Consider the following 20203-nt stretch of genomic DNA (forward strand, 5'->3'; position numbering starts at 1 on the left):
TCACATCGCCGCCGTGCCGTCGTGCCCTGGGATCGTGCCGAGCGCCACCCGCAGCTCCGCCCGGCTGGTCACGCCGAGCTTGGTGTACACCCGCTGCAGGTGGTTCTCCACCGTGCGGGCGGAGAGAAAGAGCTGCTCGGCGATGGCGCGGCTGGTCCCGCCGACCGCCGCGAGCCGCGCCACCTGCCACTCCCGGTCGGTCAGCGTCGGGGTGGCCGCCTGGAGCGCCGGAGTGTGCACCATGTCACATCCGGCGAGTAGCGCGCCGAGCCGTTGCCGGGCGTACCCGAGCTCGGGCGAGCGACGCTGCCGCAGCAGGTGCACGGCCTCCGCCACGGCCTCGGCGGCAAGCAGGTCGAGCCCCCGCTCCGCGAAGCCGTCGGCGGCACCGAGCAACCCCTCCGGCAGGCCGTCGGCCGACGCCCGGGCATGCCGGGCCAGCAGCGGTGGCAGCTCCCCGTCGACCTGCTCGGACAGCTCGGTCAACCGCTGCGCCACGGTGCGGCGGTCCCCGTCGGAACATCGCGGACCGGTCTGCGTCGCGGCCTGCCCCAGCCGCACCAGATCGTGCAGCACCAGGGCCTCGTGCCCGGCGAAGCCGTCAGCACGCAGCCGGTCCACCAGGTCGTGCAGCCGTTTCACCGCGGTAGCCGACTCACCACCGGCGGCCAGCGTCGCCGCCCGGGCCTGCTCCAGCCACGGGTACAGCACCACCATGGTCGGCGAGTGGAGGCGGTCGGCCTCGGCCATCGCCTCGGCGGCCTGCCGGGCGTCGCCCCGCAACGCGGCGGCCTGGGCACGTTCCGACTGGGCCAGCCCCGCGTAGACCCGGCTGGTCGCCAGGACCGCGCAGGCGCTGAGCGCGGCCTGCAACGCGGTGTCGCTGCGCCCGCGCAGCCGTGCCGCGTACGCCCGCAGGATCGCCAGGTAGCCGGTGCCGAGCCGGAAGTCACCGGCGTCGGCGAGGTCGGCGAACTCGTCGGCCACCAGCGCGTCGATGCCGGCGAGATCGCCGGATAGGGCCAGCCGGGTGCCGCGGGCCAGCTCCACCGCCAGTTGCAGGTACGGCATGTCGGCCCGCCAGCTGGCCACCTTCGCCTGCACCAGATCCACCGCGGAGGCGCTGCGGTACAACTGCCCCTGCACGGCCTGAAGGTGTGCGATCGTGCAGCGGGCCAGCTCGCGGGCGGCGACACTGGCCGCCGGGCGGTCCAGCACGCCCTGGGCGAGCCGGAGCGCGGCCGGCGCGTCCAGCCGGTGCAGCCGCATGATCGCCTCGAAGGCGCGGACCCGGGCCTGCGCGGCGGCGTCGGTCAGCTTGGTGCCCTCGGCGGCGATCTCCTCGACGGTGGACGCCTGGCTCAGCCCCCAGTAGCTGACCATGCCGCGTACGGTGAGCCACCGACTGAGCCGTTCCTCCTGACCCGCGTCGGTGGCGACGGCGTCGAGCACGCCGAGCGCCTCGGCCGGCCGGTCGGCGAACATCAGGATGGTCGCCAGCAGTTCGGCCGCGTCGAACCCGCCACCGGCGTCGAGCGCCGCGCGGGCCAGCCGGGTCGCCAGCGGCACGTCGTAACGGGCGAACGCCTCTCCGGCCGCGGCGATCAGCATCGCCGGGTCCTGCGCGGTGCCGGAGGCCAGCCGCCATCTCGCCACCCGCAGCAGATCCTCCCGCCGTCGCTTGCCGACCTTCTCCAACAGGTCGGCCAGGTGCGCCTGCAACCGGCGGGTCCGGCTCACCGGGCACTGTCGGCGGACCACCTCGCCGTAGAGCGGGTGCGCCAGGCGGACGTCGAGGCGCCGGTCGGACTCCACCATGGTGATGAGGCCGCGTTCCTCGGCGTACTCCACGTCGTGCTGTTCCACGGCCTGGTGCAGCAGCCGCAGGCCGAGCGGCTCGCCGAACGCGACCAGCTCGACCACCGCCCGTACCCCGGGAGTGAGCTGGCCGATCCGGATGTCGATCAGTTCGGTCAGGCTGGGCGCCAGCTCCAGCCGGCCCGTCCAGGTCCACACGCCGTACCGCTCGACGAGCTCACCGCTGTTGGTGGCCGCGTGCACCAGCTCGCGCAGCAGCAGCGGGTTGCCGGCGCTGAGCCGACCCAGGCGGTCGGTGGAGCCGCTGTCCACCTGACCGCCGACGATGGCGGTCAGCATCGCCGCCGTCTCGTCCGGCGGCAGCGGGCCCAGCTCGGCCCGCTCCACCAGACCGTCGGTCCACAGTGCCCGGATCGGCAGTGGGATCTGCTCCCCGTCGCGCAGAGTGCCGACCACGGAGGCGTTCTCCGCCCGGGCCACCAGGTGCACCAGGGCGGCCGACGGTGGATCGAGCAGGTGCGCGTCGTCGACCGCGAGGACGATCCGCCGGCCGGCGGCCTGCTGCTGCAACACGTCGACGGCCCAGCGCAGGATGCCGGCCGGTGACAGACCCTGCGGCTGCTCCGGCAGCACCTGGACCAGGCCACCGAAGGCCATCGCGGAGGTGGTGGCGCTGGCCGCGATCCGCCAGACGGCGTACTTGTCGCCGGGCAACGCGTCGACACCCTCGTGCAGCAGGCGGCTCTTACCGATGCCGGCACTGCCGGTGAAGAGGATTCCCCGGCCTCGGACGCCGGCCACCGCCATCCGGAGACGGTCGAGTTGCTCAGCCCGGCCCACGAAGCTCCACCGACTCATTCGCGCAGCATATCGACGGAACTGTGACCCGTACGGCAGCGCGCGAGGGCGAACTTGAGTAGTTGTAGAGTTACCGGTGAGTATCGCAATTGTCCCGTTCCCGACGCTCGCCCCCGTACCCTTCCGGAATCCGAGTGTCGACACCGGATGCTCACCGCGGCCGGCCCGCCGGTCGCCCTGCCTCGGAGGCCGACGCCTGATGAAGCCGGGCCCGCTCCACCATCTCGGCACCCCCGACGACCCGGCGGGACCGCCTGGCCGTCGGCCCTTTCCGGAGCGACTCGGCGTGTCCAGCACCAACGCCCGGGAACCGGTCGCGGTGGTCGCGGCCGGGCCCGCCGACGCCGGGCGCACCGGAGTCCTCGCCGCGCTGCTGGAACTCGACTCCGGGCTGCTCGCCGTGCCGAGCGGCGGCTGGCTGGTGATCCGGCACAGCGCCGAACCCACCCGGGCCGCCTACGTGCCCGGCTACCGCACGCCGCACGCCTACCGGCCCGAGCTGCCGGCTGCGGGTCCGGCGCTGGCCCGGCCGCCGCGCCGGGTCGAGTTGAGCCTGCCCCAGCCGCTGGTGAGACGTTTCGTGGTGGTCGACACGCCGGACATCGCCACGCTGGGTGCGGCCGGTTGCGGCGTCCTGCTCGACGCGGTGGGGCGGGCCGGGGCGCTGCTGTTCGTGATCGCGGCGGATCAGTCGTTCGGCGCCACCGAGCTGAATCTGCTGTCCGACCTCGCCGGGACACCGGTGCGGGTCTTCTTCGCGGTCACGCCGGGCGCCGCCGGCTGGGCGGCCGGCGAGGGTACGGCGGCGGTGCGGGAGTCGGGGGAGTCCGGCGGCCCGGCGGTCGATCCGGTCACGGTCACCGTCGAGGCGCACCGGGCCGCGCTGCTCGCCGCCGTGCCCGGGCTGGCCGACGCCCGCTGGTTTCCGCTGGTCACCGGCGGCGCGGCCGACCTGCGGCGGGCACTTGTGGACTGGGCGTCCGTCGAGGAACTACGGCGGGGCAGCCTGGAACCGCCCGAGTTGCCCGGCGAGCGCGGCCGGGTGCCGGTCCTCGCCGAGCCGGGCGAATGGTCGGAGCAGCTCGACCGGCAGGTCCGCACGGCGGCCCGGCGGATCCGCCAGCACCTTGCCCTGGAACTGGCCAACATGCACCTGCGCCTGGTGCAGCAGATCGTCTTCGGCGTCGGCTGCGCCGGCCTGCCGCACCTGCTCGACCAGGAGATGGCGGCGCTGTCGCTGCTGGCCACCGCGCAGTGCGACCACCATGCCGGCGAACTCGTCGAGGACGCCGCCGGCCGGCTTTTCGGTGCGCCCCTGCCCGAGGCCGTTCGCCGGCGCATCGACAAGGCGGTGCGCTGGGGTCTGGTCGACGACCCCGCCGGGCAGGAGCTGGAGCGGGCGTTGCTCGTCACCAGCACGGCGGGCGTGACGTCGCTGACCGGTCCGGCGGCTGTCGACATGCTGTCCGCCTATCCCACGTCGCCCCGTACGGCGGTGCTCCCACCGATGGCCGTGGCGCTGTCCGGAGGCTGCTGGCAGCACTGGCGTTCGCCCGGCAACAACGACCCGAGCGCGGCGCGGGCCTGGGCGCAGCGGGCGTTGCGGGAAATCGAGTTGGAGCTGTCCCGGGAGGTCGCCCGCCGCTTCGAGGCGGTCCGGCTCTCGCTCGGCGCGGTGCTGTCCGATGCTGCCGAACACGGCCTCCTGCTCGCCTGACCGGGCGGCCGTCCACCCTGCCGGCGGTGCCGGCGGGGGGTCCGCGCACGCCCGGGACGGGGTCGACCGGGGCGGGGGTGCGGCCGTGGGTGGTGATCCGGGCTGGTCCGGCGTTCCGGTTCCTCGATTCCCCGGATCCGGTGGCACGATGGGGGGCATGGCGGCTCCGCAGGTTGCACCGGTCGAGACCCCGGACACCGATGAGGTGCCGGCAGCCGACCGACCGTGGGTGACGATCGTGTGGGACGACCCGGTCAACCTGATGACCTACGTGACCTGGGTGTTCCAGAAGCTTTTCGGGTACAGCCGGGAGAAGGCCGAGCAGCTCATGCTGGACGTGCACCACAAGGGCAAGGCGGTGGTCTCCAGCGGGGCCCGGGAACGCATGGAGCACGACGCCTCCCAGCTGCACGCGTACGGTCTCTGGGCGACGGTGGACCGGTCGTGAGCGCGAGGAGTGAGCCGGGTTTGCGAGCCCCGCAGTCGCGAACAGGGATGGCACCGTGAGCGCGAGGAGTGAGCCGGGTTTGCGAGCCCCGCAGTCGCGAACAGGGATGGCACCGTGAGCATGTTCCGCCGCCGGGGTGACCGGTACATCGCCACCTTCGCGGTGGACGAGGTGCGTGTGCTCCGTAAGGTCGCCTCCGAGGTGGTCGGCCTGCTCACCGACGGTTTCGACCACTCCGACCCGGTTGTCTGCCGGCTGTTTCCGGAGGTCTACCCGGAAGACGCGACGGGTACCGCGGAGTTCCGCAGGTACACCGAAGGTGACCTGAAGACCGCGAAGATCGATCAGGCCGGCGCGATCCTGGCCGCCCTGCCCGGCGACGACGGCGGGGAGGTACGCCTGGACGCCGAGGCGGCCGAGGCGTGGTTGCGGGCGCTCAACGACGCCCGGCTGGCGATGGGCGTACGGCTGGAGATCAAGGACGGGACGGACCTGGGCGCGGAACTCGACGACGCGGTCGCCGACGACCCGAGTTCCAGCCGGGTGTTCCAGCTTTCGGTCTACGCGTACCTCGGGTACCTGCAGGAGTCCCTGCTCAACGCCCTGATCGACTGACTGTGACCGGCGCCGCCTCGCGGTCGGCCGGCATCGGGCGTTACCCTTGGCGGCGTGCTGAGCATCGACCGGTCGATCGTCGACGCGATCGTCGCCCACGCCCGTCGGGATCACCCCGACGAGGCCTGCGGTGTGGTCGCTGGTCCCGTCGGCAGTGACACGCCGACCCGGCACATCCCCATGGAGAACGCCGCCCGGTCGATGACCTTCTACGAGTTCGACTCGATGGAGCACCTGCGGGTGTGGCGTGAGATGGACGACCGGGACGAGGAGCCGGTGGTCATCTACCACTCGCACACCGCCACCGAGGCGTACCCGTCACGGACGGACATCTCCTTCGCCGGTGAGCCCGACGCCCACTACCTCCTCGTCTCCACGCGCGAGCCCGACACGGAGGAGATCCGCTCCTTCCGCATCGTGGACGGCGTGGTGACCGAGGAGCCGGTGCGGATCCTCGACGCCGGCGTGGATCCACACGCCGTGCAGTCATACATGTTCGGGCAGAGCCCGGCGACGGTCGACTACGAGTGTTCGGGCCGCTGACCACCTCAGCCCCCGCACGCCCTTTCCCGTCACCGAGCACCTACCCGATCGAGGAGTACGACACCATGGCCATCGAGGTTCGCATCCCCACCATCCTGCGCAGCTACACCGGCGGCGCGAAGGTCGTCGAGGGCAGCGGTGACACGCTGAACGACCTGCTCACCGACCTGGACTCGCGGCACTCCGGGCTGCGTGGCCGGCTGGTCACCGAGGCCGGCGCGCTGCACCGCTTCGTCAACGTCTACGTCAACGACGAGGACGTGCGCTTCCTCGGCGCGTTGGACGCCAAGCTCAACGACGGCGACAGCGTCACCATCCTGCCCGCGGTGGCCGGTGGCGCGTTCGGCTTCGCCGCGGCGGCGGCGATGGCGCAGCATGTCGGGGCCGCGCCGGCCGAGCGCCGGGCGCGCGTCACCGCGAGCTGAGGCGGCCGCGATGACGCGGTACGACAGCCTGCTGGACGCCTGCGGCGGAACGCCCCTGGTGGGGCTGCCCCGACTGTCACCCACGGTGCCCGAGGGCGCCCCGCCGGTGCGGCTGTGGGCGAAGCTCGAGGACCGCAACCCCACCGGCAGCGTCAAGGACCGGGCCGCCCTGTTCATGGTCCGCGCCGCGGAGGCGGCCGGCCGACTCCGGCCCGGTGACACCATCCTGGAGCCGACCAGTGGTAACACCGGCATCTCCCTGGCCATGGTGGCCAAGCTGCGGGGTTACCGCCTGGTCTGTGTGATGCCCGAGAACGTCTCCACCGAGCGGGTGCAGCTGCTGCGGATGTACGGCGCGGAGATCATCTTCTCGCCGGCGGCGGGCGGCTCCAACCAGGCGGTGGCGACGGCCAAGCAGATCGCCACCGAGCACCCCGACTGGGTGATGCTCTTCCAGTACGGCAACGAGGCGAACGCCCGGGCGCACTACGAGACCACCGGGCCCGAGCTGCTGCACGACCTGCCGACCATCACCCACTTCGTGGCCGGGCTCGGCACCACCGGCACCCTGATGGGCACCGGGCGCTACCTGCGCGAGAAGGTCGAGGGCATCCAGATCATCGCCGCCGAGCCCCGCTACGGCGAGCTGGTCTACGGGCTGCGCAACATCGACGAGGGGTACGTCCCGGAGCTGTACGACGCGTCGGTGCTGACCCGCCGCTTCTCCGTCGGCACCCGGGACGCGGTGCTGCGTACCCGGCAACTGGTGGAGGTCGAGGGGCTGTTCGTCGGCTTCTCCACCGGCGCGGTCCTGCACGCGGCGCTGTCGGTGGCACACGAGGCCGCGCGGGCCGGCCGCCGGGCCGATGTGGCGTTCGTGGTCAGTGACGGCGGTTGGAAATATCTGAGCACCGGGGCGTACGGCGGGACGCTCGCCGACGCGGAGGAGGCGCTGGACGGTCAGCTCTGGGCCTGACCTGCGGCGCGATCGACATGTGACGAGGGCCACCGGCGGGCTGCCGGCGGCCCTCGTCGCGTCGGTCCACCCGGACCGACCACTTCGGTGACGGGTGGTCGATCGGACGGGCGAAACCGGTGTCACGTTGATGACAACTTCCAGCAGATCATTCTTGCCCTTGCACGCGCGGGCGTAGGCTGCGCAGCGTGGCGTACGCGTCGGTAGTGATCACCGCCGGAGCGGCGGCCGGCACGTTCACTACCTACCGTGACAGCGAGACAACTCGATGCGACTGACCGTCCTGGGCTGTGCGGGCAGCTTCCCCGGACCCGAGTCCCCCTGTTCGGCCTACCTGGTCGAGGCCGAGGACTTCCGGCTCCTGGTCGACTTCGGCTCGGGCTCGCTGTCCACCCTGCAACGCTATGCCGGGCTGCACGCCCCGGACGCCATCCTGCTGACCCACCTGCACTGCGACCACATCCTCGACGCCGCCACCTACGTGGTGGTGCGGCGGTACGCCCCGGACGGGCCGTACCCGCCGTTGCCGGTCTACGCGCCGGCCGGCGCCCCGGACCGGCTCGCCACCGCGTACGGGCAGGAGGACAGCACCGTCGAGGACGTCTACCAGTTCTACGCGTTGCAACCCGGCACCTTCCCGATCGGCCCGTTCACCGTCACCGTCGACCGGGTGCTGCACCCGGTGGAGACCTACGGCGTACGGCTGGAGCACGCCGGCCGGGTGCTCTGCTACTCCTCGGACACCGCCCCCTGCGAGGCGCTGCTGCGCCTGGCCCAGAACGCCGACGTCTTCCTCTGCGAGGCCAGCTATCTCGACGGCGTCGACAACCCGCCGGACCTGCACCTCACCGGCGGTGAGGCGGGCGAGGCGGCCGCCAAGGCCAACGTCGGGCGGCTGCTGCTGACCCACCTGGTGCCCGCCTGGGGCAGCGAGGCGCTCACCGTGGCGGCCGCCTCCGCCGCGTACGCCGGTCCGCTGGAAGTGGTCCGTCCCGGCGCCTGCTACGAGGTCTGACCCGCCGGGCGCGGGTTCGTGCCGCACTGTTCGCCGGGTGGTCAAGTGGACGTCTCCTGGACCTTCGCTGTCACCACGACGGTGAAGACATGCGGATCGCCATCGTGACCGAGTCGTTCCCGCCCGACGTCAACGGAGTCGCCCACTCGGTCGTGCGGGCCGCCGAGCACCTCGTCGCCCGCGGCCACGAGCCGTTGGTGATCGCACCCGCCCCGCCGGGGACGCTGCGCCGCGCCACCGACCGGTACCCGTACCCGGTGGTCCGCATCCCGAGCGTGCCGTTGCCGCGCTACCAGGGCTTCCGGCTCGGCGTGCCGACGAACAACCGGCTGGCCGGGGTGCTGCTGGAGCACTCGCCCGACGTGGTGCACCTGGCCAGTCCGTTCATCCTCGGCGCCCGGGCGGCGGTGCTGGCGGCCCGGCACGGGCTGCCCACCGTCGCCGTCTACCAGACCGACGTGGCCGCCTACGCCCGGGCGTACCGGGTCGGGTGGGGTGAGGCCGCGGCCTGGCGGCGGCTGCGGGAGATCCACAATTCGGCCCGCCGTACCCTGGCGCCCTCCACCCGGGCCGCCGAGGACCTCGCCGCGCACGGCGTGCAGCGGATCTGGCTGTGGCGCCGGGGCGTCGACGCGGAGCGTTTCCACCCGGACAAACGGTGCCCGAGCCTGCGCCGGACCCTCGCCCCCAACGGGGAACTCCTGATCGGTTACGTGGGACGGCTCGCCCCGGAGAAGCGGGTCGACCTGCTCGCCGCCACCGCCCGACTACCCGGCGTCCGGGTCGTGGTCGCCGGTGACGGCCCGGTTCGCCGCCAGCTCGAACGGGACCTGCCCGGCGTGCGGTTCCTCGGTGTCCAGCACGGCGAGGCGTTGGCCCGCCTCTACGCCAGCCTGGACCTGTTCGTGCACACCGGTCCGCACGAGACCTTCGGCCAGACCATCCAGGAGGCGCTGGCCAGCGGGGTGCCGGTGGTCGCGCCGGCCAGTGGCGGGCCGGTCGACCTGGTCACCCCGGGGCAGACCGGCGAACTGGTGCCACCGGGGGACGACGTGGCGATCGCCGAGACGGTCGCGGGGCTGGCCGCCGACGGGGCACGCCGGCAGGCGTACGGCATCGCGGCGCGCGCCGAGGTGAGCGGACGCAGCTGGGCGGCGGTCGGCGACGAACTCGTCGGGCACTACCGGGCCGCCCGCGCCAGCATCCCCGCCGTCGACCTGCCGGCGGCGTCGTGACCGGCAGCCACCCGGACCGCACCAGCACCACCCCGAGCACCGGCGCCACCACCACGACCGAGGTCGCGGGTACCCCTGGCGGTGCGCTGCGGATCGTCCGGCTGGCCAGCTTCGTCACCGGGACCTCCGGCGGGCTGCGCACCGCGTTGCAGCAGCTCGGCGCGGGTTACCGGGCGGCCGGGCACGAACCCGTGCTGGTGGTGCCCGGACACCGCGACGACGACGAACGCCATCCGTGGGGCCGGGTGGTCACCCTCGCCGGCCCACCGCTGCCGCACAGTGGCGGCTATCGGCTGCTGACCGCCCGCCGCCGGCTCGCGCGGCTGCTGACCACGCTCGCACCCGACCGGCTGGAGGTGTCCGACCGCGCGACGCTGCGCTGGACCGGCGACTGGGCGCGGGCGAACGGCGTGCCGTCGGTGATGGTCTCGCACGAGTCCCTCACCGGTCTGCTGGGTGCCTGGGGCGTACCCGGTCCGCTGGGACGGCGGCTCGCCGACCGGCTGAACGCCGACACGGCCCGCCGGTACGACCGGATCGTCTGCACCACCCGATGGGCGGCCGAGGAGTTCGCCCGCCTCGGCGTGTCCCACGTCGACCTGGTGCCGCTCGGCGTCGACCTGGACACCTTCCACCCCGACCGCGCCGCCCCGGCGGTCCGGGACCGGTACGCGGGCGCGGGCGAGGTGCTGCTGGTGCACTGCGCGCGGCTGTCCGTGGAGAAGCGGCCCGAGCTGGCCGTCGACGCGTTGGCGCAGCTGCGCCGGGCCGGTGTGCCGGCGGTGCTGGTGATGGTCGGTGACGGTCCGCGCCGCACCGCGCTGCAACGGCGCTCGGCCGACCTCCCCGTCACCTTCACCGGTTTCCTGCCCGACCGTCGTGCCCTCGCGGCGGTGCTGGCCAGCGCCGACGTGGTCCTGGCCCCAGGGCCGGTGGAGACCTTCGGTCTGGCCGGGCTGGAGGCGCTGGCCTGCGGTACCCCGGTGGTGGTGAACGCGACCAGCGCGTTGCCCGAGGTGGTCGGGCCGGGCGGGCTCGCCGCCGACGGCACCCCGGCGGCGTTCGCCGCGGCCGTCGGTCAGCTGCTGTCGCGCCCCGAGGCCGCCCGGCGGGCCGCCGCCCGGCACCGGGCGGAGCGGTTCGGCTGGCCGGCGGCGGTCGCCGGGTTCCTCCGCGCGCACGGCGCCCACGCCGACCGGCGGTCGCGCCGACCCGGCTGGTGATCGCGCCGACCGGTGATCGCGGCGGTAGGCCGGGAGCGGCCGACACCCGGGGCGGGTCCGATCGGCGGACCACATAGGGTGCAGGGATGGCGCGACCTGACGGGCGGCGACCCGACCAACTTCGACCGGTGACCCTGACCCGCGGTTGGAGCACCCATCCCGAGGGCTCGGTGCTCGTGGAGTTCGGCGGCACCCGGGTGCTCTGCACCGCGAGCGTCACCGAGGGGGTGCCGCGCTGGCGCCGTGGCTCCGGGCTGGGCTGGGTGACCGCGGAGTACGCGATGCTGCCCCGGGCCACGAACACCCGATCCGACCGGGAGAGCGTCAAGGGCCGGGTGGGTGGGCGTACCCACGAGATCTCCCGGCTGGTCGGCCGGAGCCTGCGCGCCGGGATCGACCTGAAGGCGCTCGGTGAGAACTCGATCGTGCTCGACTGCGACGTGCTGCAGGCCGACGGCGGGACCCGGACCGCCGCGATCACCGGTGCCTACGTGGCGCTGCACGACGCGGTGAACTGGCTCGCCGCCCGTAAGGCCCTGAGCGGTCAGCCGGAGAAGGTGATGCACCGGTCGGTGGCGGCGGTGAGCGTCGGTGTGGTCGACGGTGAGCCGCGCCTGGATCTGTGCTACGACGAGGACGTGGCCGCCGAGGTGGACATGAACGTGGTCTGCACCGGCACCGGCGACTTCGTCGAGGTGCAGGGCACCGGCGAGGCCGGTGTCTTCGCCCGCGACCAGCTCGACGCCCTGCTCGACCTGGCCGTGGTCGGCTGCCTGGACCTGGCCGAAGCCCAGCGGAAGGCACTACTCCCATGAACAAGGTGCTGCTCGCCACCCGCAACCGCAAGAAGCTGATCGAGTTGCAGCGCATCCTGGACGGGGCGCTGGGTGCGCACCGGGTGGCGCTGATCGGGCTCGACGACGTCGAGGCGTACCCGGAGCTGCCGGAGACCGGGCTGACCTTCGGGGAGAATGCGCTGATCAAGGCCCGGGAGGGCTGCCGGCGTACCGGGCTGCCGACGATCGCCGACGATTCCGGGCTGGCCGTCGACGCGCTCAACGGGATGCCGGGGGTGTTCAGCGCCCGCTGGGCCGGGCGGCACGGTGACGACCAGGCCAACCTGCAACTGGTGCTCGACCAGATCGGCGACGTGCCGGACGAGCACCGGGGCGCCTCCTTCGTCTGCACCGTGGCGCTGGTGCTGCCCGGTGGCAAGGAACACCTGGTCGACGGCCGGCAGGCGGGTCGCCTGCTGCGTGCTCCGCGCGGCGACGGCGGATTCGGCTACGACCCGATCTTCCTCGGCGACGGCCAGGACCGCACGAACGCCGAGCTGACCCCGCAGGAGAAGGACGCGATCAGCCACCGCGGCAAGGCGCTGCGCGAGCTGGCCGCGCTGGTCGCCAAGGTGCTCTGACCCGCTACCGCGACACGAGTTGCGGCGTCTCGTGCGCCATCACCCGGCCTCAGCCGAGGGGGCCGACCTCCTGCTCGATGGCGACACGGAGGTCGGGGCCGGCCAGCACGGCGCGGGCGCCCTCCATCAGCGGGGCGAGGAAGACGTCGGGGCCGGGCTCGCCGACGGCTCCGCCGAGCGCGGCGATCGCCGCCCGCCCGGCCGGCGACGGAACCAACGGCGCCCGCAGCTGCAACCCGCGTACGGCGGCGAGCAGTTCCACCGCGAGCAGGCTGGCCAGGTTGTCCAGCACGGTACGCAGCTTTTTGGTCGCCGCCCAGCCCATCGAGACGTGGTCCTCCTGCATGCCACTGGTGGGCAGCGAGTCCACCGAGGCCGGCGCGGCCAGCCGGCGGTTCTCGGCGACGATCCCGGCGGCCGTGTACTGCGCGATCATCAGCCCGGAGTTGACCCCGGCGTCGGGGGAGAGGAACGCCGGCAGGTCCCGGGAGCGGGTGACGTCGAGCAGGCGGTCCACCCGACGCTCGGCGATCGCGCCCACCTCGGCGGCGGCGATGGCCAGGAAGTCCGCCGCGAAGCCCAGGGGTGCGCCGTGGAAGTTCCCGGTCGACTCGACCCGACCGTCGGGCAGCACCACCGGGTTGTCGACCACCGAGACCAGTTCCCGGGCGGCGGTGGTCCGGACGAAGTCCAGGGTGTCCCGGGCCGCGCCGGCCACCTGCGGTGCGCAGCGCATCGAGTAGGCGTCCTGCACCGCGTGCGCCAGGTCGTCGCGGTGCGAGTCCATCACCGCCGAGTGCTGCAACAACCGGTGGATGTTGGCGGCCGAGACACCTTGCCCGGGATGCGGCCGGATGGCGTGCAGTTCCGGCCGGAACGGCCGTTCCGAGCCGAGCATCGCCTCGATGGCGAGGGCGGCGGTGACGTCGGCCATGGTGAACAGGTGGGCGGCGTCGTCGATGGCCAGCAGCAGCATGCCGAGCATGCCGTCGGTGCCGTTGATCAGCGCCAACCCCTCCTTGGCGGCCAGCTCGACCGGGGCGAGGCCGGCCCGGCGCAGCGCCTCGGCGGCGGGCACCCGTCCGCCGTCGGGGCCGAGCACCCAGCCCTCGCCGAGCAGCACCAGCGCGCAGTGTGCCAGCGGGGCCAGGTCGCCGGAGGCGCCCAACGAACCGTGCTCGGGCACCCAGGGAGTGACCTCGTGGTTGAGCAGGTCCACCAGGGCCTCGGCGACCAGCGGCCGTACCCCGGAGCGGCCGAGCGCCAGCGAGCGGACCCGCAGCAGCATCATCGCCCGGACCACCTCCCGGGGCATCGGCGCGCCGACGCCGGCGGCGTGTGACCGGATCAGCGCGTGCTGCAACTCGGCGCGCCGCTCGGGAGCGACGAAGGTGTTCGCCAGCGCCCCGAAACCGGTCGACACGCCGTACACGGGCCGACCGGCGGCCTCGATGCCGTCCACGATGGACCGGCTGGTGGCCATCGCCTCGACGGTGGCCGGGTCGAGGACCACCTTGGCGCCACCACGCGCCACGGCGCGCACGTCGGCTGGGTTGATTCCGGTGGGCTGGACGGTGACGGTCATCGCGGTACTCCGTTGTGCAGGACCTGGCGGACGAGAGGCACCCCGGGCCGGTAGGCCAGGTGCAGGTGGGACGGCGCGTCGAGGATGATCAGGTCGGCGCGGGCACCGGGCCGCAGCACGCCGATGTCGTCGCGGCGCAGCGCCCGCGCGCCACCGGCGGTCGCGGCCCAGACCGCCTCCGCCGGGGTCATCCCCATCTCGCGGACGGCCAGCGCGATGCAGAACGGCATCGACGAGGTGTACGACGAGCCGGGGTTGCAGTCGGTGGCCAGCGCCACGGTAACGCCGGCGTCGAGCAGCCGGCGCGCGTCCGGGTAGGGCGACCGGGTGGAGAACTCGGCACCGGGCAGTAGGGTGGCGACGGTCGTGGTGTGCCCGCCTTCGTGGCACATGCAGTCGAACCGGGTCGACGCCAGCGCGTCGACGTCGGCGTCGGTCAGGTGGGTGCAGTGGTCCACGCTGGCCGCCCCCAGCTCCACCCCGAGTCGCACGCCCGGGCCGTGGCCGAGCTGGTTGGCGTGTACCCGCACGTCCAGGCCGACCGCCTGCCCGCAGGTCAGGATCGCCCGGGCATGGTCGGCGTCGAAGGCGCCCCGCTCGCAGAACACGTCGATCCAGCGGGCGTACGGCCGGGCGGCGGCCAGCATCGGCCCGCAGACCAGCGACACGTACTCGTCGGGGCGGTCGGCGTACTCGGCCGGCACCACGTGCGCGCCGAGGAAGGTGGTCTCCCCGGTGACCTCCGCGGCGATCCGCAGCGAGCGGGCCTCGTCGGCGACGGTGAGGCCGTACCCACTCTTGATCTCGATCGTGGTGGTGCCCTGGCGCAGTGCCTCCGCGCGCAGCCGGCGCACGGTGGCCCGCAGCTCACCGTCGGAGGCGGCCCGGGTGGCGCCGACCGTGGTGCGGATACCGCCGCCGGTGTACGGCTCGCCGGTCATCCGGGCGGCGAACTCGGCGGCCCGGTCCCCGGCGAAGACGAGGTGGGCGTGGCTGTCCACGAACCCGGGGAGCACGGCCGCGCCGGCGGCGTCGATCCGCCGGTCCGCCGGCGGCGCGTCGGCCGCCGGGCCCACCCAGGCCACCTCGCCGTCCTCGACGAGCACCGCCGCGCGTCGCCGGATCCCCAGCGGCCCGCCCTCGCCGCGACCGGCCACATTCGTGACCAGCTCACCGATGTCGTCCACCAGCAGACTAGGCACGGGTGACCTCCGTGATCGCGGTGACCAGTTCCTGCGCCACGTCCACCCGCACGTGCCGACCGTCGCGGACCAGCACCTGACCGTCCACCACCACCTGCGCGACGTCGGCGGTGCTCGCCGCGAACCAGACGCCCGCCGGGGTCACCCCGGCCGTGCGTACGCTGTCCAGCCGCACCGTGACCAGGTCGGCGCGGTCACCGACGGCGATCCGGCCGGCGTCGGTCCAGCCCAGCGCGGCGTGCCCGGCACTGCTCGCGGCGGTGAGCAGCTCCGCCGGGGTGAAGTGGCCCCGCCTGCGGGTGCGCAGCCGCTCGTCCAGCTCGACGGCGCGTGCCTCCTCGAACGGGTCGATCACGGCATGGCTGTCACTGCCCAGGCTCAGCGGAATGCCGGCGTCGGCCATCCGGCGGGCCGGACCGATGCCGTCGGCCAGCTCCCGTTCGGTGGTGGGGCAGAGGCAGACCCCGGTCCGGCTGTCGCCGAGCAGCCCCACGTCGGCGCTTGTCGGATGGGTGGCGTGCACCGCCGTGGTGGCCCGGCCGAGCACCCCGTGCTCGGCGAGCAGCCGCGTCGGGGTGCACCCGTGCACCGCCCGGCAGGCGTCGTTCTCGGCGGGCTGCTCCGACAGGTGCACGTGCAGCGGCGCGTCGCGGCGGTGCGCCCAATTGGCCACGGTGGCGAGCTGCGCGGCCGGCACCGCCCGCACCGAATGGATCGCGGCGCCGAGCCGCGCGTGCCCGCCGTCGGGAGTGAACGCGTCGAGCCGCTCCGCCCACCGCAGTGCGTCGCCGTCACCGAACCGCTGCTGCGGCCCGACCAGCGGCCGGCCGTCCACCGAGGCGGTCAGATAACAGGTGTCCAGCAGGGTCAGCCGGATCCCGGCCTGCGCCGCCGCCTCGACCAGCGCCGCGCCCATCGCGTTCGGGTCGGCGTACCGGCTGCCGCCCGGCCCGTGATGCAGGTAGTGGAACTCGCCCACACAGGTGATGCCGGCCAGCGCCATCTCGGCGTACACCGCCCGGGCCAGCGTCAGGTACGAGTCGGGGTGGAGGCGGCCGGCGACCGCGTACATCTGGTCGCGCCAGCTCCAGAAGTCGCCGCGCCCGGCGTGGGTACGCCCGCGCAGCGCCCGGTGGAACGCGTGGGAGTGCGCGTTGGCCAGCCCCGGCAGGGTCAGCCCCGGCAGCCGCACCGCGTCGGCCAACACCTCGACACCGGCGTCGGGCCGGCCGCCGGGCGTGAGCGGGGTGACGCCGGTGATCCGGTCGTGCACGGTCTCGACCAGCACGTCCGGGGTCGGCTCGGCCTCCCCGGGCAGCCAGGCGTACTCCGCGAGCCAACGGGTGGCGGTCATCGGAGCAGCTCCTCCAGCACCCGGGCCAGCGCGGTCACCCCGGCGGCGCAGTCGGCGTCGGTGGCCGACTCGGCGGGGGAGTGCGACACCCCGGTCGGGTTGCGGACGAACAGCATCGCGGTGGGTACGTGGGCGGCGAGCACCCCGGCGTCGTGCCCCGCCCCGGTGGGCAGCACCGGCGCGGCCAGCAGCCCGGCCAACCGGTCGGCCATCCCGTCGTCGAAGGCCACCAGCGGGGTCGCCGACTCCTCGGTCAGCGTCACCCGCGTACCGTCGCGCCGGGCCCGTTCGGTGGCCTTGCCGTGCACGGCCGCCACCATCCCGGCCAGCGTCTCCGGCTCCGCCGCCCGGGCGTCCAGCCAACCCGTCACCCGGGACGGGATCGCGTTCGTGGCGTTCGGCTCCACCGCCACCCGACCGACGGTGGCGTGGGCGTCGCGCAGCCGGGCCTCCTTGTTCGCCGCGAGCACCGTGAACGCGTACGTGAGCATCGGGTCCCGGCGGTCGACCATCCGGGTCGTACCGGCGTGGTTGCCCTCGCCGGTGAAGTCGAAGCGCCAGCGGCCGTGCGGCCAGATGGCGCTCGCGACGGCCACCGGCGCGTCCTGCTCGACGAGCGCGCGGCCCTGCTCGACGTGCAACTCCACGAAGGCCGCGAAGCGGCCGAGCAGCTCCGGCCGGGCACCCGCCGGCCGGTCACCCAGCGCCTCGGCGAAGCTCACCCCGCCGGCGTCGCGCAACCCGGCCGCCCGTTCGACGTCGAGCGCGCCGGTGAGCAGCCGGGACCCCAGGCACGGTACGCCGAACCGGGCGCCCTCCTCCTCCACGAACGCCGCCACCGCCAGCGGCCGGGCCGGCGTGACACCCGCGGCGCGCAGCTCGTCGACCGCCAGGAAGGCGCTCACGATGCCCAGCGGACCGTCGTACGCCCCACCGTGCGGCACCGAGTCGAAGTGGCTGCCGGTCAGCACCGCCTCCCCGGCCTCCGGGTCACCCCACCAGGCGAACAGGTTGCCGTTGCCGTCGTCGGTCACCGGCATGGCCCGCTCGGCGGCCTGCGCCCGGAACCACTGCCGCAGCCGCAGCTCCGGCTCGGTCAACGCGTACCGCAGGTAGCCGCCGCTGCGCTCGTCCCGCCCGATCGGGGCGATCTCGTCCCAGAGCTGCCGGAACCTGTCCAGCCGGTGCTCGCCGGCTGCCGAATGCGTCAACAAGAGCTTCCCTCACTCCGCCATCGGGACGCGGACGCCGGTGCGCTCGGCCACCTCGCGGGCGGCGTCGTAGCCGGCGTCGACGTGCCGGATGACGCCCATCGCCGGGTCGTTCGTCAACACCCGCTCGATCTTCTGCCCGGCCAGCGCGCTGCCGTCGGCCACGCAGACCTGGCCGGCGTGGATCGACCGGCCGATGCCGACGCCGCCGCCGTGGTGGATGGAGACCCAGGACGCCCCGCTGGCGGTGTTGACGAGCGCGTTGAGCAGCGGCCAGTCGGCGATCGCGTCCGAGCCGTCGGCCATCGCCTCGGTCTCCCGGTACGGGCTGGCCACGCTGCCGCAGTCCAGGTGGTCGCGGCCGATCACCACCGGCGCACTCAGCTCACCGGAGGCGACCATCTCGTTGAACCGTACGCCCGCTTTGTCCCGCTCGCCGTAACCGAGCCAGCAGATCCGCGCGGGCAGGCCCTGGAACGCGACCCGCTCACCGGCCAGCCGGATCCACCGCGCGAGGGACTCGTTCTCCGGGAACAGGTCCAGGATCGCCCGGTCGGTGGCGGCGATGTCGGCCGGATCGCCGGAGAGCGCCGCCCACCGGAACGGCCCCTTGCCCTCGCAGAACAACGGCCGGATGTACGCCGGCACGAAGCCGGGGAAGTCGAAGGCGCGCTCGTACCCGCCGAGGCGGGCCTCGCCCCGGATCGAGTTGCCGTAGTCGAAGACCTCCGCGCCCGCGTCGAGGAAACCCACCATCGCCTCGACGTGCTTCGCCATCGACGCCCGGGCCCGGTCGGTGAACTCGGCCGGCTTGGCCGCCGCGTACTCCCGGGCGTCGGCCAGCTCGACCCCCTCCGGCAGGTACGACAGCGGATCGTGCGCGCTGGTCTGGTCGGTGACGATGTCGACGGTCGCGCCCCGGCGCAGCAGCTCCGGGAAGACCGTGGCGGCGTTGCCGACGACACCGACGCTCAACGCCCGCCGGTCCCGCCTGGCGGCGAGCACCCGCTGCACCGCGTCGTCCAGGTCGTCGGCGATCTCGTCCAGGTAGCGGTCGTGCACCCGGCGGGCCAGCCGGCTGCGGTCCACGTCCACGATCAGACAGGCACCACCGTTCATGGTGACCGCGAGCGGCTGCGCCCCGCCCATGCCGCCACAACCGGCGGTGAGCGTCAACGTGCCGGCCAGGGTGCCGTCGAATTTCTTGGCGGCGACGGCGGCGAAGGTCTCGTAGGTGCCCTGGAGGATGCCCTGGGTGCCGATGTAGATCCACGAGCCGGCGGTCATCTGCCCGTACATGGTCAGGCCGAGCTGCTCCAGGCGGCGGAACTCCGGCCAGGTCGCCCAGTCGCCGACCAGGTTCGAGTTGGCCAGCAGCACCCGGGGCGCCCACTCGTGCGTCCGCAGCACACCGACCGGGCGACCCGACTGCACGAGCATCGTCTCGTCGTCGCGCAGCTCGGTGAGCGTCCGCACCAGGGCGTGGTACGACGGCCAGTCCCGGGCGGCCCGGCCGGTGCCGCCGTACACGACCAGGTCGTCCGGGCGCTCGGCGACCTCGGGGTCGAGGTTGTTCATCAACATCCGCAGGGCGGCCTCCTGCGGCCAGCCCCGGGCGGTGCGTTCGGTACCGCGTGCGGCGTGGATGCTGGTTCCCGGGCCGGGCGTGGCCTGGTCGGATCGCGTCATCGTGGTTCTCCTCCTAACCGAGGAACAACTGTCGACGGGCCGCCGAGGCTTCGAACGCCTCCAGCCGCCGCTGGGTCTCGGCCGGGGCGGCGTCGCAGATCGCCTGCAGCAGCACCATGGCCAGGGTCATCGGAGCGGTGTGCAGGTCGAACACGAGTTGCGCGCCGACCGCGGCGGGCAGCACCACGTCGGCGTGCTCGGTCGCCGGACTCACCGGTGAGTCGGTGATCGCCACCACCGTCAGCTCCGCCTCGCGGGCCTCGCGCAGCGCCTCCAGGGTCTCCCGGGGATAGCGCGGCAGCACGAACGCCAGCAGCGCCCGCGCCCCCGCCTCGGCGGCCTGTTCGAGGCGGTCGGTGAGCAGGCTGCCGCCGTCGTCGAGCACCCGCACGTCGGGATGCACCTTGGCGGCGAAGTACGCAAAGTACGCGGCCAGTGGCGCGGCGGAGCGCAGGCCGAGCACCGGCAGCGGCCGGCTGGCCGCCAGCAGACGCCCGGTCTCGGCGATCCGCTCCCGGTCGGCCAACTGACCGGCCAACCGGTCCAGGTTGCCGATCTCGGCGCGTACCGCCTGCTGAAGTTCGTTGCCGACGGTGGTCGGGCCGGGCGCGGCGGCGGTCAGCTCGCGCAGCCGGCGACGCAGCGCCGGGTATCCGTCGTGGCCCAGCGCCACCGCGAACCGGGTGACCGAGGGCTGGCTGACCCCGGCCAGCTCGGCGACCTCGGCGGCGGAGAGGTAACCGACGGCGGGGGCGTGCTGCACCAGACAGTGCGCGATGCGCCGCTGCGTCGGGGTGAGCCGGACGCCGTCGAACAGGCCGACGACCCGCTCCGTCGACGCCATGGCAGCTCCCTCATTCATCCCGTGACTC

The 20203-nt window shown here is 73.8% G+C and carries 18 protein-coding genes; 11 read left to right on the forward strand and 7 right to left on the reverse strand.

The genetic code is table 11. The features are described 5' to 3' along the window. Positions 1 to 2676: a LuxR C-terminal-related transcriptional regulator gene (locus V5O40_RS21060; protein ID WP_332907060.1), complete on the reverse strand. Its 2676-nt coding sequence runs from the start codon at positions 2674 to 2676 to the stop codon at positions 1 to 3. A gap of 286 nt (positions 2677 to 2962) precedes the next feature. Between V5O40_RS21060 and V5O40_RS21065 the strand changes: the two genes are divergently transcribed. From V5O40_RS21065 to rdgB, 11 genes are all read left to right on the forward strand, one after another. Continuing rightward, a complete protein-coding gene (locus V5O40_RS21065; protein ID WP_332907061.1) occupies positions 2963 to 4393 on the forward strand; it encodes a hypothetical protein in 1431 nt (476 codons plus the stop codon). A gap of 157 nt (positions 4394 to 4550) precedes the next feature. After that, the gene (gene clpS, locus V5O40_RS21070) at positions 4551 to 4841 is read left to right on the forward strand and encodes an ATP-dependent Clp protease adapter ClpS (protein ID WP_093401920.1); all 291 of its coding nucleotides are present in this window, start codon (positions 4551 to 4553) and stop codon (positions 4839 to 4841) included. Positions 4842 to 4961: 120 nt separating this feature from the next. Further along, on the forward strand, positions 4962 to 5456 hold the full coding sequence (locus tag V5O40_RS21075; RefSeq protein ID WP_332907077.1) for a DUF2017 domain-containing protein: 495 nt from the start codon (positions 4962 to 4964) through the stop codon (positions 5454 to 5456). A 54-nt stretch (positions 5457 to 5510) separates the two neighbouring features. Beyond that, positions 5511 to 5999: a Mov34/MPN/PAD-1 family protein gene (locus V5O40_RS21080; RefSeq protein ID WP_164445901.1), complete on the forward strand. Its 489-nt coding sequence runs from the start codon at positions 5511 to 5513 to the stop codon at positions 5997 to 5999. A gap of 65 nt (positions 6000 to 6064) precedes the next feature. Then, entirely contained in the window at positions 6065 to 6424 is a 360-nt protein-coding gene (locus V5O40_RS21085) for a MoaD family protein (protein ID WP_164445900.1), read from the forward strand. Positions 6425 to 6434: 10 nt separating this feature from the next. Next, a complete protein-coding gene (locus tag V5O40_RS21090; RefSeq protein WP_269739598.1) occupies positions 6435 to 7400 on the forward strand; it encodes a PLP-dependent cysteine synthase family protein in 966 nt (321 codons plus the stop codon). A 268-nt stretch (positions 7401 to 7668) separates the two neighbouring features. Next, positions 7669 to 8415 (forward strand): MBL fold metallo-hydrolase, encoded by a 747-nt coding sequence (locus tag V5O40_RS21095; RefSeq protein WP_164445898.1) that lies wholly within the window; start codon positions 7669 to 7671, stop codon positions 8413 to 8415. A gap of 89 nt (positions 8416 to 8504) precedes the next feature. Then, entirely contained in the window at positions 8505 to 9650 is a 1146-nt protein-coding gene (locus V5O40_RS21100; RefSeq protein ID WP_332907062.1) for a glycosyltransferase family 4 protein, read from the forward strand. Between the two features lie 86 nt (positions 9651 to 9736). Beyond that, positions 9737 to 10873 (forward strand): glycosyltransferase, encoded by a 1137-nt coding sequence (locus V5O40_RS21105; RefSeq protein ID WP_332907078.1) that lies wholly within the window; start codon positions 9737 to 9739, stop codon positions 10871 to 10873. An 86-nt stretch (positions 10874 to 10959) separates the two neighbouring features. Then, positions 10960 to 11688, forward strand: coding sequence for a ribonuclease PH (gene rph, locus V5O40_RS21110; RefSeq protein WP_332907063.1), 729 nt, complete (start codon positions 10960 to 10962; stop codon positions 11686 to 11688). Continuing rightward, positions 11685 to 12290 (forward strand): RdgB/HAM1 family non-canonical purine NTP pyrophosphatase, encoded by a 606-nt coding sequence (gene rdgB / locus V5O40_RS21115; RefSeq protein WP_281602010.1) that lies wholly within the window; start codon positions 11685 to 11687, stop codon positions 12288 to 12290. The genes rph and rdgB overlap by 4 nt, the downstream gene beginning before the upstream one ends. Positions 12291 to 12339: 49 nt before the next feature. Here the strand turns inward: rdgB and hutH are convergent, their stop codons facing one another. From hutH to V5O40_RS21145, 6 genes are read right to left on the reverse strand one after another with little or no spacing between them, the layout of a single operon-like run. Next, positions 12340 to 13875, reverse strand: coding sequence for a histidine ammonia-lyase (gene hutH / locus V5O40_RS21120; protein WP_332907064.1), 1536 nt, complete (start codon positions 13873 to 13875; stop codon positions 12340 to 12342). Beyond that, on the reverse strand, positions 13872 to 15077 hold the full coding sequence (gene hutI, locus V5O40_RS21125; RefSeq protein ID WP_332907065.1) for an imidazolonepropionase: 1206 nt from the start codon (positions 15075 to 15077) through the stop codon (positions 13872 to 13874). Before hutI ends, hutH begins: the two co-directional genes overlap by 4 nt. Continuing rightward, positions 15070 to 16431 (reverse strand): formimidoylglutamate deiminase, encoded by a 1362-nt coding sequence (locus V5O40_RS21130; protein ID WP_332907066.1) that lies wholly within the window; start codon positions 16429 to 16431, stop codon positions 15070 to 15072. The genes hutI and V5O40_RS21130 overlap by 8 nt, the downstream gene beginning before the upstream one ends. Then, entirely contained in the window at positions 16428 to 17642 is a 1215-nt protein-coding gene (locus V5O40_RS21135; protein WP_332907067.1) for an allantoate amidohydrolase, read from the reverse strand. The genes V5O40_RS21130 and V5O40_RS21135 overlap by 4 nt, the downstream gene beginning before the upstream one ends. 12 nt (positions 17643 to 17654) lie before the next feature. Beyond that, positions 17655 to 19331, reverse strand: a complete 1677-nt coding sequence (gene hutU / locus V5O40_RS21140) for a urocanate hydratase (protein WP_332907068.1) — start codon at positions 19329 to 19331, stop codon at positions 17655 to 17657. 13 nt (positions 19332 to 19344) lie between these two features. Next, positions 19345 to 20193, reverse strand: a complete 849-nt coding sequence (locus tag V5O40_RS21145) for a MurR/RpiR family transcriptional regulator (RefSeq protein ID WP_332907069.1) — start codon at positions 20191 to 20193, stop codon at positions 19345 to 19347. Positions 20194 to 20203: the final 10 nt, after the last annotated feature.

Origin of the sequence: Micromonospora palythoicola, assembly GCF_036689795.1 — a bacterium.
GTDB classification, from domain to species: Bacteria; Actinomycetota; Actinomycetes; order Mycobacteriales; family Micromonosporaceae; genus Micromonospora; species Micromonospora palythoicola.

What these genes read in the sequence shown, in the direction of transcription:
- V5O40_RS21060 (WP_332907060.1), bottom strand. Translation starts at nt 2,676, where the DNA reads ATGAGTCGGTGGAGCTTCGTGGGCCGGGCTGAGCAACTCGACCGTCTC.
- clpS (WP_093401920.1), top strand. Translation starts at nt 4,551, where the DNA reads ATGGCGGCTCCGCAGGTTGCACCGGTCGAGACCCCGGACACCGATGAG.
- V5O40_RS21075 (WP_332907077.1), top strand. Translation starts at nt 4,962, where the DNA reads ATGTTCCGCCGCCGGGGTGACCGGTACATCGCCACCTTCGCGGTGGAC.
- V5O40_RS21085 (WP_164445900.1), top strand. Translation starts at nt 6,065, where the DNA reads ATGGCCATCGAGGTTCGCATCCCCACCATCCTGCGCAGCTACACCGGC.
- V5O40_RS21090 (WP_269739598.1), top strand. Translation starts at nt 6,435, where the DNA reads ATGACGCGGTACGACAGCCTGCTGGACGCCTGCGGCGGAACGCCCCTG.
- V5O40_RS21095 (WP_164445898.1), top strand. Translation starts at nt 7,669, where the DNA reads ATGCGACTGACCGTCCTGGGCTGTGCGGGCAGCTTCCCCGGACCCGAG.
- V5O40_RS21100 (WP_332907062.1), top strand. Translation starts at nt 8,505, where the DNA reads ATGCGGATCGCCATCGTGACCGAGTCGTTCCCGCCCGACGTCAACGGA.
- rph (WP_332907063.1), top strand. Translation starts at nt 10,960, where the DNA reads ATGGCGCGACCTGACGGGCGGCGACCCGACCAACTTCGACCGGTGACC.
- rdgB (WP_281602010.1), top strand. Translation starts at nt 11,685, where the DNA reads ATGAACAAGGTGCTGCTCGCCACCCGCAACCGCAAGAAGCTGATCGAG.
- hutH (WP_332907064.1), bottom strand. Translation starts at nt 13,875, where the DNA reads ATGACCGTCACCGTCCAGCCCACCGGAATCAACCCAGCCGACGTGCGC.
- V5O40_RS21130 (WP_332907066.1), bottom strand. Translation starts at nt 16,431, where the DNA reads ATGACCGCCACCCGTTGGCTCGCGGAGTACGCCTGGCTGCCCGGGGAG.
- hutU (WP_332907068.1), bottom strand. Translation starts at nt 19,331, where the DNA reads ATGACGCGATCCGACCAGGCCACGCCCGGCCCGGGAACCAGCATCCAC.
- V5O40_RS21145 (WP_332907069.1), bottom strand. Translation starts at nt 20,193, where the DNA reads ATGAATGAGGGAGCTGCCATGGCGTCGACGGAGCGGGTCGTCGGCCTG.